Origin of the sequence: Actinokineospora auranticolor (assembly GCF_002934265.1) — a bacterium.
GTDB lineage: Bacteria > Actinomycetota > Actinomycetes > Mycobacteriales > Pseudonocardiaceae > Actinokineospora > Actinokineospora auranticolor.
Genome location: NZ_PTIX01000015.1, coordinates 141402 through 152884, shown reverse-complemented (window position 1 = coordinate 152884; position 11483 = coordinate 141402). Strand labels below are relative to the sequence as shown.

The window sequence follows — 11483 nt, the reverse complement described above, 5'->3', positions numbered from 1 at the left end:
CCGCGGTGAAAGTGACCCGCGCGCAGGTCCTGGCCCACCGCGTCGCCCGCCACGGCCTGCACCGGGAGACGACCGCCCTGCACGAGCTGGCGGTGCTGGAGCTGGGGATCCAGGACGCGGGCGGCGGGTCCCCGAGGGTGGCCGCGGCGGCGCGGCTGCCGGAGGGCACCGACCTCGACGACGACCGGCTGGTCACCGTGTGGGCGCACCGGGGCGCGCCGCACCTGCTGCGCCGCGCGGACCTCCCGGCGTTGGCGGCCGCGCTGTACCCGGCCACCGACGCCGACGCCACGGCCCGCCTCGGCGCGTGCGGGACGGCGTTGCGGCGCGCCGGGCACCCGGGGCTGGCGGCGTTCGCGGCGGGGGTGGCCGCGATGCACGCCGTGGTCGACTCCCCCAAGCCGCGCGGCCAGGTCAGCGGCGAGATGACGGCGCTGCTGCCGGGGCCCTTCGCCTACGACTGCTCGGTGTGCGCGGCGACCCACGTCTACGGCAGCCTGTTCCAGCTCGTCGGGCTCGCCGCCGGGGTGCGGGTGCGCGCCGCGTCCCGGCCCACCGTCCTCGCCCCGGTCGACCCCGACTGGGTGATCCCCGCCGGGCCCGCGGGCGCGGGCCCGGTCGCCGACGCCTACCTGCGGCTGCACGGCCCCGCGACCCTCGCCGACCTCGCCGGGTTCCTCGACACCACCCAGACCCAGGCCACACCCGCCTGGCCCGCCGACCTGGCCGCCGTCGACGTGGACGGCGCGGTCCGGCACCTGCCCGAGGCCGACCTGGCCGCGCTGCGGGACGCCCCGGACCCGCCCGGGCCCCGGCTGCTGCCCGCGCTGGACCCGCTGCTGCAGGGCCGCGACCGGGACCTGCTGGTCCCCGACGAGACCCACCGCAAGCGGCTGTGGAAGGTCATCGGCAACCCGGGCGCGGTCCTGGTCGACGGGGAGGTCGTCGGGACGTGGCGCACCAAGGCCGCGGGCAAGGCACTGGGCGTCACCGTCGACGCGTTCGGCACCCTGGCGAAAACCACCCGCGGCCTGCTCGACGCGGAGGCCCACCGCGCGGCGGCGGCGCGCGGGTTCGCCGAGGCCCGCGTCACCCACACCTGAGCGGCGGCCGGTCAGTGCGCGGCGACGCTGTCCCTGAACGCCTTGCCGCTGCTGAACTTGACCACCCTGGTCGGCGGGATGCTGATCGCCTCACCGGTCTTGGGGTTGCGGCCGGGTCCGCATTCCACCGCGCGTGGTGGCGCTGCGCAGGTCCACTACGGGTGAATCGCCGAGCCGGCGCGGCAACAGCGCGCCTACTGCGCGTTCCGGATGACGCCCGCCTGTGGCCGGGGGCGTGCCGCCGCCAGCAGGGCCACGCCGAGGGCCACCATCACCGCGGACATCAGGTACGAGTACCGGTAGCCGACCTTCGCCGCGACGCCCAGCAGCGGGCCCGAGATCATCATCCCGGTCACGGTGGTGTTGCTGAACATCGTCGTCGCCGCTCCCGGGCGTCCCGGCGCCAGCGACTGGAAGTACGAGATCCCCACGCCGGCGACCGCGGCGATCACCACCGCGTTGACCACCTGCGCCGCCGCCACCTGCCACACCTGGCCGGTGGCCACCATGATCGCGTGGTAGACGATCGCCAGCGCCGCGCCGCCCAGGACCAGCAGGTACTGGCTGACCCGGGTGGCCAGCACCCCGAACCACACCATCAGCGGGATCTCCAGCGCCGCGCACAACCCCAGCACCAGGCCCGCCTCGGCCTCGGTGCCGTGCAGGGTCTCCGACACGAACAGCGGCATCGTCGTCACCCCCAGGCCCCCGGCCGCCTGGATCAGCACCAGCGCCGGGACCGCCAACCACAACCGCGACGACGCCCCGCCCTCCCCCGCCGCGTCCGCGGGCGGGGCCGTTGTCTCCGGGCTCGCCCGCGGCAGCCACACCGTCAACGCCGCCACGGCCGCGTAGCAGACCGCGACCGCCGCGAACAGGCCCTTGAACCCCGTCGTGGCCAGCAGCAGCGCCGCCAGCGGCGGGCCCGCCACCCACGACACCGAGATCACCGTGCGCAGCGCGCTCACCACCACCGGCGCCCGCGACGAGCCCGACCGCTCGCTCACCTGCCGGGCGAAGGCGAACACCTGCGGGATCAGCGCCGCCGACACCGCGATCACCGTCACCGACACCGCCAGCAGCGCCCAGTAGTCGCGCACCACCACGAACGCCGCCCACCCCGCCGCGCCCGCCACACCCCCGACCAGCAGCACCAGGCGCCGGATCTCCCGCCGGTCGGACAACCGGCCGATCAGCGTGCTCACCACCACCCCGGCGATCGGCGTGGCCAGCAGGAACCCGCCCAGCGCCACCGGGTCCGCGCCGAGTTCCCGGGTCAGGAACAGCGACAGGAACGGTGTCGCCAACGCCGTCGCGATCCCCACCGCCAGGCACGTGGACGCCAACGGCAGGTACGACCGGACACGGACGGGCGACGGGGAATCGGCGACAGCGGTCACCCCGCCATGGTGACTGGGAGCGTGCCCGACACCGAACGGATTTCCCCGTCACCCGTCCGTGGAGCGCCGATCACCCTTCTGCGACACCAGGAACTCCAACGATGTGATCCAGGTCTCTACGCGGGTAGCGGCCAACCCCTTCGACGGGACACGGGAAACGCCGGCGCGGCTAGCGCGGGGACCGTCGTGTCCGCGTACCCCGACGACACCCACGTGGTCGTGTTGACCACGCCGGACGGGGCGACGCCCGGGCGAGAACCCTCCAACGCCGTCACTTCCTCGCCCGTGAGCGCGCCGGTGCGCTCGTCGAACACCAACACGCGCGGCGTTCGTCTCCGGTGGTCGACGTGCCCGACCGCCACGACCGGTCTCCCCCCGGAAGGGCGCGGGTACCGGCGCCGTCGAGATGTCCGGACACCCGGCGAGGTCGCTAAGCAGCAGGCGCTGCTTCCAGACACCCGCGAACACCTTCATCGCCCGAGCCGCCGAACCGTCGGGGTTCCCCTCCCGCAGACGTTCCGCGACGGCCACCGGATCGGCCGCCACGAGAAATCCGCGGACAACTCCCCCGGCCCGTAGTCGCCCGTCGGGCGAACGCTCGCGCCCTCCTCGACGACGTCCACGCGCCCGGACCCGTCCGCGGCGACCCACTGCCCGCGCTCGGACCCCACGACCGACGCGGCCACCACGCGCCCACCCATCGCCGATTCCGTCGCGCGGTAATCGGCCGACGGTGTGCACGTGGTGGTACGCGCCCGCCCCGGGCGGCCCCGGGGCGTCGCTCGTGTTGTCGGCGAGACGGCGGAGCACGCGGGACGCGGCCTCACTGTCCGGCACGGCTGCGCCTCCTCCTCAGCGCGACCCCGCGGTGGGTCACGCCTCCGGGCGCGGCGGCGGCTGGATGGACACCGTGCGGTCCTCGTCGGTGGCGTCCTCGATCGGCGCGCGGTGCCGGGGCGCCACCGGGGCGGGCGGCACCAGCGGGTCCTCGACGGTCTTGCTGGCCACCGCCTCCGCGGCGCGCACCGCGCGCGCCACCTCCGGGTCGGTGGAGGTGTCGAACCACTGCGCGACCTCCTCCTCATCCGACTGCGGCGACGAGGTCACCGGCTCCTCGGTGGGCTGCTCGTAGCGGAACACGCCGTCGTCGCCGCGGATGCCGAACTGGCGGGCGAAACCCTCCAGTGCCTTGCCGAAGTCGGTCGGGATCATCCACACCTTGTTCGCGTCGCCGCGCGCCATGTCCGGCAGCGTCTGCAGGTACTGGTAGGCCAGCACCTCCGGGGTGGGGCGGCCCGCCTTGATCGCGGCGAACACCTTCTCGATCGCCTTTGCCTGGCCCTGGGCCTGCAGGTAGCGGGCGGCGCGTTCGCCCTGGGCGCGCAGGATCCGGGACTGCCGCTCGGCCTCGGCGGCCATGATCGTGGCCTGCTTGGCGCCCTCGGCGGCGAGGATCTGCGACTGCTTGTTGCCCTCCGCGGTCTTGATCGCCGCCTCCCGCTGGCCCTCGGCGGTGAGGATGATGGCGCGCTTCTCCCGGTCGGCGCGCATCTGCTTCTCCATCGAGTCCTGGATGGACGGCGGCGGGTCGATCGCCTTGAGCTCCACCCGCGCCACCCGGATGCCCCACCGGCCGGTCTCCTCGTCGAGGACCCCGCGCAGCTGGCCGTTGATGTGGTCGCGGGAGGTCAGCGTCTCCTCCAGGCTCATGCCGCCGACCACGTTGCGCAGCGTCGTCGTGGTCAGCTGCTCCACGGCGATGATGTAGTTGGCGATCTCGTAGACCGCGGCGCGGGAGTCGGTGACCTGGAAGTACACGACGGTGTCGATCGACACCGTCAGGTTGTCCTGGGTGATCACCGGCTGCGGCGGGAACGACACCACCTGCTCGCGCAGGTCGATCCGGGCCCGGATCTTGTCGAAGAACGGCACCAGGAAGTTCAGCCCCGGCTCGGCCACGGTGCGGAACCGGCCCAACCGCTCGATCACCGCCGACTGCGCCTGCGGGATCACCTTGATCGACTTGAACACCAGCACCAACACGAAGAACGCCACGACCAACGCGACGACGACCGGTAGCTCCACCACAGCCTCCAACCAACCAGCAACACCCTGCGCCCGACCACTACGGGTGGTCGGCGAACACCACCGCCGTGGCCCCGGCGATCTCCATGACCGTCACCTGGGTCCCCGGCTCGATAACCTGCGTGTGGTCCAGCGACCGCGCCGACCACTCCTGCCCCCGCAACCGCACCCGGCCGCCGTGCTCGTCCACCCGGGTCGTCACCACCGCCCGCGTCCCCACCAGCGCCGCCACGTTGTCCCGCGTCTGCGGCGCGGTGATCCGCCGCCGCAGCACCGGCCGCGCCAGGGTGGTCAGGCCCAGGGCGACCGCGGCGAACACCGCCGCGCTCACCACCGTGGACCCGATCAGCGCCTCCGCGCCCGCACCGGCCACCGCCGCGGCGCCCAGCATCAGCAGCACGAAGTCGCCCGACAGCACCTCGGCGAGCATCAGCAGCACCCCGACCACCAGCCAGATCAGCGCCGCCATGCCGCCATCCTGGCAGATCCGGACCCCGTTCCGGGGATGATCGACCGGGTTGGCGCCGATCACCCCCGGTGCGGCAGGCTCGCGCCGTGACCGACGACGACCTGAAAACCCACCTGCACGGCGAACTGCGCTGGATCGGCGACGCGGTGCTGGCCAAGCTCGACGGGTTGGGCGAGTACGACCTGCGCCGCCCGCTGACCGACTCCGGCACCAACCTGCTCGGCCTGGTCAAACACCTGTCCACTTGGGAGGCCCGCTACCTCGGCGAGGTGTTCGACCGCCCCTTCCCCGAACCGCTGCCCGCGCGCGGCACGGACATGTGGGCCACCGAGCGGGAGAGCAGCGCGGACATCGTCGACCGGTACCGGCGCGTGTGGGCGCACTCCGCCGCCACCGTCACCGACCTGCCCCTCGACGCGCCCGGCCGCGTGCCGTGGTGGCCCGAACCCGACGTCACCCTGTTCGCCGTCCTGGTCCACCTGCTCACCGAGACCAACCGGCACGCCGGGCACGCCGACATCCTGCGCGAGCAGCTCGACGGCGCGGTCGGTGTGGACACCGCGGCCCGCCCGGCCCCCGGTGACCGGCGCGCGGAACCGGAACGGGTCGCCCGGACCTTCCGGCAGCCCTGACCCGGCGCCTAGTCCTCGGCCGGTTCGGTGACGAAGTCGATCAACCGCTCGACCGCGCCGACCAGCGGCGGCTCCAGGTCGCGGAAACCGCGCACCGCGGCGCGGACCCGACGCCACCCGTCCGCGGGTTCGCCCCAGCCCAGCGCCGCGCACACGCCCTGCTTCCACTCCACGCCGCGCGGCACCCGCGGCCACGCCGCGATCCCCAGCACCGACGGCTTCACCGCCTCCCACACGTCCACGTACGGGTGGCCGGTCACCAGCACGTTCCCGTCGCGCAGCCCGTCGACGATCCGGGACTCCTTGCTGCCCGCCACCAGGTGGTCGACCAGCACCCCCAGGCGCCTGCCCGGGCCGGTCCCGAACTCCGCGACCCGCTCGGGCAGGTTGTCCACCCCGTCGAGCGGCTCGACCACGACCCCCTCGACGCGCAGGTCATGGCCCCACACCAGCTCCACCAGCTCGGCGTCGTGCACGCCCTCCACCCAGATGCGGCTCTCCCGAGCGGTGCGCGCACGCAGCCCCGCCACCCGCGTGGACCCCGACGCCGACCGGGCGGGCGCCGCCGCCGTCTTCCCGGGAGCCGGGCGGAGGAGGGTGACCGGTGTGCCGTCGACGAGGAAACCGGCGGGCTTCAACGGGAACAGCCGGTGGCGACCGTGCCGGTCCTCCAGCACGACGTTGCCCAGCTCGAAGCGCACCACCGCGCCGCAGAACCCGCTCGCCGGGTCCTCCACCACCAGCCCGGGCTCGGCCACGACCTCGGGGATCGACTTGCGGGGCTTGCCGGCGAGGATGTCGCCGTAGTCGTGGGAGCGCACGGCCGACACGCTAGCGACCGGCCCCGCCCGCGCCGTGGAGGCCACGCCGGTCAGAGGTGGTCGTGCCCCGGGTCCCCGCCCACCGACGGCGGCGCCTCCCGGCCCGCGCGCAGGACGGCGGGCACGGTCGTCGTCCACCACCCCACGAAGATGACGAGCAGGCATTCCCACCACCGCTGCTCGGTCGCCACCCACATCCAGATGCCCCAGACCACCCCGCTCACGCCCAGCAGCACGCTGAGCACGTTCACGATCATCACAACCACCGGGTGCGCGTCCCGCACGTGCGTCCCCCTCTTGTGACGTCTCGCCGTTCGCCGTGCCCAGTGTGCCGAGCGGTGAACGCATCCGGTGCCGCCGAACAGCGCACGAGATACCTCCTCCGGCCCCGCCGCCGGGGCGGCGCCGCCCGTAGAATCGCTGGTAGACGCACATCTTGCGAGGCGGGGAGGTGCAACGGCAGGTGACCTATGTCCGCTACCGACCCGACCCCGCCGGGCCCGACCGCGTCCTGGACCTCGCCCGCCTCGGCGGCGACGACTTCCGCCTGGTCACCGGCCTGGCCCGGCAGCTGCGCCGCGGCGACCGGGTCCTGCTGTGCCTGCCCGGCGACCGCACCGGCGACGGCGAGCTCTACGTCCAGGACCACGTCGGCGGGCACCGCGCCGTGCACTTCGACCACCGCACCCACGAGCCCGGGCACCCGGTCAGCGCGCGCGGCGAGCACCACCGGCGCCAGCAGGACTACTGGACCCGCGCCGCCGACGAGGCCGGGCTGCCCACCGCGCGCGAGGTCCGCACCCCCGCCGACACGATCCTCGACGTCGCCATCGCCGGGCCGCGCGGCACCGGTGTGGAGCTGCGCCGCACCGACGTCACCGCGGCCGAGGCCACCGCCGACGCGACCGCGTCCTACCGGTCGGGGTGGCTGCCGGTGTGGTTCGCCGACGCCGACCACACCCCGGCCTGGTTCCACCACGTCCCCTCGGTCGGCTGCAACCGGGTCAGCTGGGACGACCTGCCCTCCCGCCGCTCGGCGACCGCGACAGGTCTGCGCACGATCACCGCGGCCCGCTGCGCCTACGACGACTTCGGCCGCTGCCCGGAGTCCCACCGCGGGCCCTGCGGCCGCTACCACCCCAAACCCGTGCCCCTGCGCGGGCTGACCATCGACGACGTGGCCGCCATGGTCCCGGCCGGGGAGCTGGAACCGCTCGTCGAGCAGCACGGCTACGTCTACCTGGTGCCGCCGCGAAGCCGTCGGGTGTTCGAGGAGCTGACCGGCGAGCCCGGCGCCTACGCCCCGGACACGGTGCTCACCGACACCGGTCCCGCGCCCCTGCACTGCACCCGGTGCGGGCAGCGGCTGGGGTTGCTGCGACCGGGCCGCAACGCCTGCCAGGGCTGCCGTCCGCTGCCGATGACGCAGGACTACCCGTACTGACCGCTCACCCGCGGAAGTCCGGGCCGGTGAGGGCGGCGAAGTCCAGGGTCACCGGCAGCACGCCGGCGATCGCGCGCCTGCGGCGGCCCAGTTCGGCGATGACCTCCTCCGGGGTGCCGGTGCCGCCGCGGCCGTACCAGTTGCCCAGGATCTCCAGGACGACGTCGGCGAGCTTGCGGGCCCCGGCGCCGTGCACGGCGTCACCGGAGCCGGTGAACACCCCGGAGTGCAGGGTCAGGTTCCGGGTCGCGTAGAGGCCGTCGAGGACGGTGATCATCCGTTCGCCGCGTTCGGTGAGCCGGTGTTCGCAGGCCTCGGGGGAGCCCAGCAGGGCGCGCCACCGCGCCAGGTCGTGGCGGGCCAGCGGGTGCGGGGTCAGCGCGGCCAGGGCCTCGCGGGCGCGCAGGACGTGCTCGTCGGTGGTCGGGACGTCGGAGACCGTCCACGCCCAGCGGTTGACGTCGAGCCCGCCGGGCGAGGCGTCGTCGTGGGGGTGGCGTGCGGCGGGCTCGAGCGCGCGGGTGAGTCCGGCCTCGGCGTCGGCGAGTTCGCGGCGCAGCGCGGCCAGGCGCGGGTGGCCGGGCGGGCAGCGGCGGACCGAGCGGTGGGTGTGGTCCACGTGGGACCGCGCGACCGTCACCAGCCACGCCCGGTGCGCGGCGGCGGCGCTCAGCGACCAGCGGAGGCGGCGGTGGGCCAGCACGAGTTCCTGGCGCAGGCACTGCAATGACAGTGCGGCGGCGAGGTGGGAGCGGTTCTGCACACCGGACGCCTCGACCGCCGACCACGACAGGGCCGCTGTCGCGTGTGGAGAGTCCGTCGAGGACGCCACGCGGGCCATGCGCAGCGCGCGCCGCACCCGGTCGGGCAGGGCGGTGACGGTCAGCGGGCGGGCCTCGCGGGTGCGGCGGGGCACCGCGGGTGCCTCCTGCCAGGTGTGGTGTCCCTCGGCGACCAGGGCGACCGGGTCCAGGCGCAGGTCCAGGAGCCGGTTGCCGGCGTGGTACTGGTCGAGTGCCTCGACGAGTCGGCGTCGGGCGAGTCGGGCCGCCGACGGCCGGTCGCGGGCCCGCACCCGCAGGGTCACCAGGGTGCCCTCGCCCGGGGGGAGTCCGGCGACGAAGTGCCGCAGCCGGTCGGTGGTGGGGCCCCAACGCGCGTCGGCTGCGGCCCGCAGCGGCCACTGGCGGGCGTCGGGTTCGAACGCGGGCAGGTCCGACAGGGCGCCGGTGCCGCGGACCACCAGCGCGACCTGGTGATCGGTGGCGTCGGGCAGCAGCGCCGACCACACGACCTCACCCTCCACTTCAGCCTCACCCTCAACCTCGACTTCACGGTGAGACTTGAGGCGGGCGGCGACCCGGACCAGGTCCTGGACGACGAACGCGGGGTCGCGGTCCGCCACGGCGAGCAGGCACGCCACCTGGTCGGCCACCAGGTCCCCGCCGCGCTCGGCCCAGGCGCGGGTGAACCGGCGCCGCAGCAGCCCCGGCAGCCCGGCCACCGCCGCGTCCACCCGCGCCGCGAACTCCCCCGCCCGCACACCGGTCCCGTCCGCGGCGATCGCCCGCCGCGCGTCGTCCAACGCCTCGCGCGCGGCCACCAGCACCGGCTCGGACCCCCACGCCGCCACCACGGCCCGCACCCGCTCGGCGGCGTTGACGCACAACCGGTTGAGCTGCCGCGGCGTCGGCTGCCGCTCGACCTCGTAGTGCGCCAGCGCCGCCGCGACCCGCGGCAGTTCGGTCACCAGCCCGGCCAGCCCGGAGGCGTGGCCGCAGAACACCGCCGCCGGGTCCACACCGGCCAGCACCCCTTGCAGCAGCAGCACCCGCCCCTCGGGCACGCCGCGCTCGGCCAGCTCCCCCAGCAACCGCGTGTCGAACGCCCGCTTCCCCATCCCGGCAGTCTCCCACCGGCGCCAACCCGATATCCCCGTTCCGCGGCCGGTCATCCCAACCGCGGCGGCCGTGCGGCGGCCGACGGTCGGGTACGCGTTGCTGCACCGGAGTGACGATCATGGCCCGGTGGGCACCCGGCGTGTGATCGTTCGCCCACCGGAAGTCGAAAGGGGACAGCGATGGGGAAGATAGCGGCCTTGGCCGCCGCGGCCGCCGCCGTGACGGCGACGATCGCCGGGGCCACACCGGCGAGCGCGGGCATCTGGGCCACCTACAACCTGGGCGCCTACGCCGACCAGCAGTACTGCGACAGCGTCTCCGACGGCCTGTGGGACCCGCCCTACTGGTACAGCTACGACTGCCACTACTACGCGTCCGACCCGGACAACCGCGGTCGCGGCGCGGGCTGGTACTTCTGGAACCGTGTCGACATCCGTTGACGGGCGTCGCCCCTCTCCGGCGCGGCCGCCGGACCGGGGGCGCGTCCACTCGGGAGCCCGCCGGTGAGCAGGCGCGCCGCCCAGGCGGCGTTCTCCCGGGAATGGCGGCGGGATCCGGTCCACGATTTCACGGGGCCCGAGGACGTGGCGCTGGCCGTGGTCGTCGCGGACTGGCTCGGCGGTGTCCTCGACGAGGCCGGGGTGGCCCCGCGGCCCGAACCGGGGCCGCTGCGGGACGCGGTGCTGCGGTCGCTGCCGGTGCTCTACCTGAACCGGGTGTTCCCGCAGCGGTACGGCCACCTGCGCGGCGTGTTCCGAGAGGTCTTCGCCGCGCGCGACACCGGCCGCCTCTCCGCGTCCGCCACGGCGCGGGAGTTGCGCGCGGTCGTGGTCGAGACCGTCGCCCCGGTCGTGGAGCACCCGTTCTACCGGTTCGCCTTCCCCGACCTGCCCGATGTGGTCCTGTCGATCGTCCACCAGGTGCTCGAGCGGCTGATCACCGTCGACGGCCTCGGCCGGACCGACCCGGTCGAGGCCCGGCGCCTCGCCGCGCGGCTCGCGCACCTGGGCTTCGCCGACCTGGCCGAGACCCTCGGCGCGTCGGCACCGGCCGAGGACCCCGTGGCCACCGCGCCGGTCGGCGAGGAGCACGGTTGACCGGTTCGCTCAGCGTGCCAGGGCGGGCGGCAGCGGCAGGCCGAGCGCGGTGAGGAAACGCGCGGCCTTGATCTCCACGAAGAGGTCGGCGTCGTCGGTCTTCGGGTGGACGTGCGGCGCGTCGTCGGCGGCGAGGAATCCCTCGATCTCCCCGGCCTTGCCGTCGGTGTCGGCCGCGTCGTCGCCGTCGGCCCACCACGCGGCCAGGCCCGCGGCCTCGCGGGGCACGTCGGTGGGGGCGGAGGCGTCCTCGTCGCCGAAGTAGTCGCGTGGGGTGTAGCCGAGGAACGCGGAGCCGGTACCGGGCCCGGCGGGCTGGTACCGGACCTCGGCGAGGTCGCTGTCGAAGATGACGACCGCCAACCACCGCCCGGGGTGCTCAGCCTGGCTCCACCCCTCCAACTCGTGCCACCGGGTGCCGTCGTAACGGTAAGTACCGGAGAAACCCACGTCCCCTCCTATGCTGCGCTGACCTGCGGCGGCAGCGTAAACGACAACCCGGTCGCGCGACACCCCCCAACGTGAGGGGGG

General features: G+C 74.7%; 13 protein-coding genes. 5 read left to right on the top strand and 8 right to left on the bottom strand.

The features are described from left to right. Positions 1–5 precede the first annotated feature (5 nt). Entirely contained in the window at positions 6–1103 is a 1098-nt protein-coding gene (locus tag CLV40_RS24695; protein WP_104481372.1) for a DNA glycosylase AlkZ-like family protein, read from the top strand. Between the two features lie 11 nt (positions 1104–1114). Here the strand turns inward: CLV40_RS24695 and CLV40_RS24690 are convergent, their stop codons facing one another. The 4 genes from CLV40_RS24690 to CLV40_RS24665 all read right to left on the bottom strand — a co-directional run bounded on the left by CLV40_RS24690 (position 1115) and on the right by CLV40_RS24665 (position 5057). Next, complete coding sequence (locus tag CLV40_RS24690; protein WP_104481371.1) at positions 1115–1231, bottom strand: HU family DNA-binding protein; 117 nt, start codon at positions 1229–1231, stop codon at positions 1115–1117. A gap of 66 nt (positions 1232–1297) precedes the next feature. Then, entirely contained in the window at positions 1298–2503 is a 1206-nt protein-coding gene (locus CLV40_RS24685) for an MFS transporter (protein ID WP_104481370.1), read from the bottom strand. An 873-nt stretch (positions 2504–3376) separates the two neighbouring features. After that, positions 3377–4588: an SPFH domain-containing protein gene (locus CLV40_RS24670; RefSeq protein WP_104481403.1), complete on the bottom strand. Its 1212-nt coding sequence runs from the start codon at positions 4586–4588 to the stop codon at positions 3377–3379. 40 nt (positions 4589–4628) lie between these two features. Further along, entirely contained in the window at positions 4629–5057 is a 429-nt protein-coding gene (locus CLV40_RS24665) for an NfeD family protein (RefSeq protein ID WP_104481367.1), read from the bottom strand. A gap of 86 nt (positions 5058–5143) precedes the next feature. Between CLV40_RS24665 and CLV40_RS24660 the strand changes: the two genes are divergently transcribed. Then, complete coding sequence (locus CLV40_RS24660) at positions 5144–5689, top strand: DinB family protein (RefSeq protein WP_104481402.1); 546 nt, start codon at positions 5144–5146, stop codon at positions 5687–5689. Between the two features lie 8 nt (positions 5690–5697). On the opposite strand, the gene CLV40_RS24655 is transcribed toward CLV40_RS24660, so the two are convergent. Then, a complete protein-coding gene (locus CLV40_RS24655) occupies positions 5698–6510 on the bottom strand; it encodes a DUF3097 domain-containing protein (RefSeq protein WP_104481401.1) in 813 nt (270 codons plus the stop codon). A 50-nt stretch (positions 6511–6560) separates the two neighbouring features. Beyond that, positions 6561–6767, bottom strand: a complete 207-nt coding sequence (locus CLV40_RS24650) for a hypothetical protein (protein WP_146108228.1) — start codon at positions 6765–6767, stop codon at positions 6561–6563. 206 nt (positions 6768–6973) lie between these two features. Between CLV40_RS24650 and CLV40_RS24645 the strand changes: the two genes are divergently transcribed. Then, positions 6974–7954 carry a hypothetical protein gene (locus CLV40_RS24645; RefSeq protein ID WP_104481365.1) on the top strand — a complete coding sequence of 327 codons (981 nt, stop codon included), beginning with the start codon at positions 6974–6976 and terminating at the stop codon, positions 7952–7954. Positions 7955–7958: 4 nt separating this feature from the next. On the opposite strand, the gene CLV40_RS37435 is transcribed toward CLV40_RS24645, so the two are convergent. After that, positions 7959–9854, bottom strand: a complete 1896-nt coding sequence (locus tag CLV40_RS37435) for a hypothetical protein (protein ID WP_146108227.1) — start codon at positions 9852–9854, stop codon at positions 7959–7961. 180 nt (positions 9855–10034) lie between these two features. Here CLV40_RS37435 and CLV40_RS24635 point away from each other — a divergent pair, with 180 nt between their 5' ends. Both CLV40_RS24635 and CLV40_RS24630 read left to right on the top strand, forming a co-directional pair. Beyond that, positions 10035–10295, top strand: coding sequence for a hypothetical protein (locus CLV40_RS24635; protein WP_104481364.1), 261 nt, complete (start codon positions 10035–10037; stop codon positions 10293–10295). A gap of 63 nt (positions 10296–10358) precedes the next feature. Beyond that, the gene (locus CLV40_RS24630; RefSeq protein ID WP_104481363.1) at positions 10359–10952 is read left to right on the top strand and encodes a hypothetical protein; all 594 of its coding nucleotides are present in this window, start codon (positions 10359–10361) and stop codon (positions 10950–10952) included. A gap of 9 nt (positions 10953–10961) precedes the next feature. On the opposite strand, the gene CLV40_RS24625 is transcribed toward CLV40_RS24630, so the two are convergent. After that, positions 10962–11402: a hypothetical protein gene (locus CLV40_RS24625; protein WP_104481362.1), complete on the bottom strand. Its 441-nt coding sequence runs from the start codon at positions 11400–11402 to the stop codon at positions 10962–10964. Positions 11403–11483 lie beyond the last annotated feature (81 nt).

Excerpts from the sequence above, each read along its gene's own strand:
- CLV40_RS24635 (WP_104481364.1), top strand. The coding sequence starts at position 10,035 with ATGGGGAAGATAGCGGCCTTGGCCGCCGCGGCCGCCGCCGTGACGGCG.
- CLV40_RS24665 (WP_104481367.1), bottom strand. The coding sequence starts at position 5,057 with ATGGCGGCGCTGATCTGGCTGGTGGTCGGGGTGCTGCTGATGCTCGCC.
- CLV40_RS37435 (WP_146108227.1), bottom strand. The coding sequence starts at position 9,854 with ATGGGGAAGCGGGCGTTCGACACGCGGTTGCTGGGGGAGCTGGCCGAG.
- CLV40_RS24650 (WP_146108228.1), bottom strand. The coding sequence starts at position 6,767 with ATGATCGTGAACGTGCTCAGCGTGCTGCTGGGCGTGAGCGGGGTGGTC.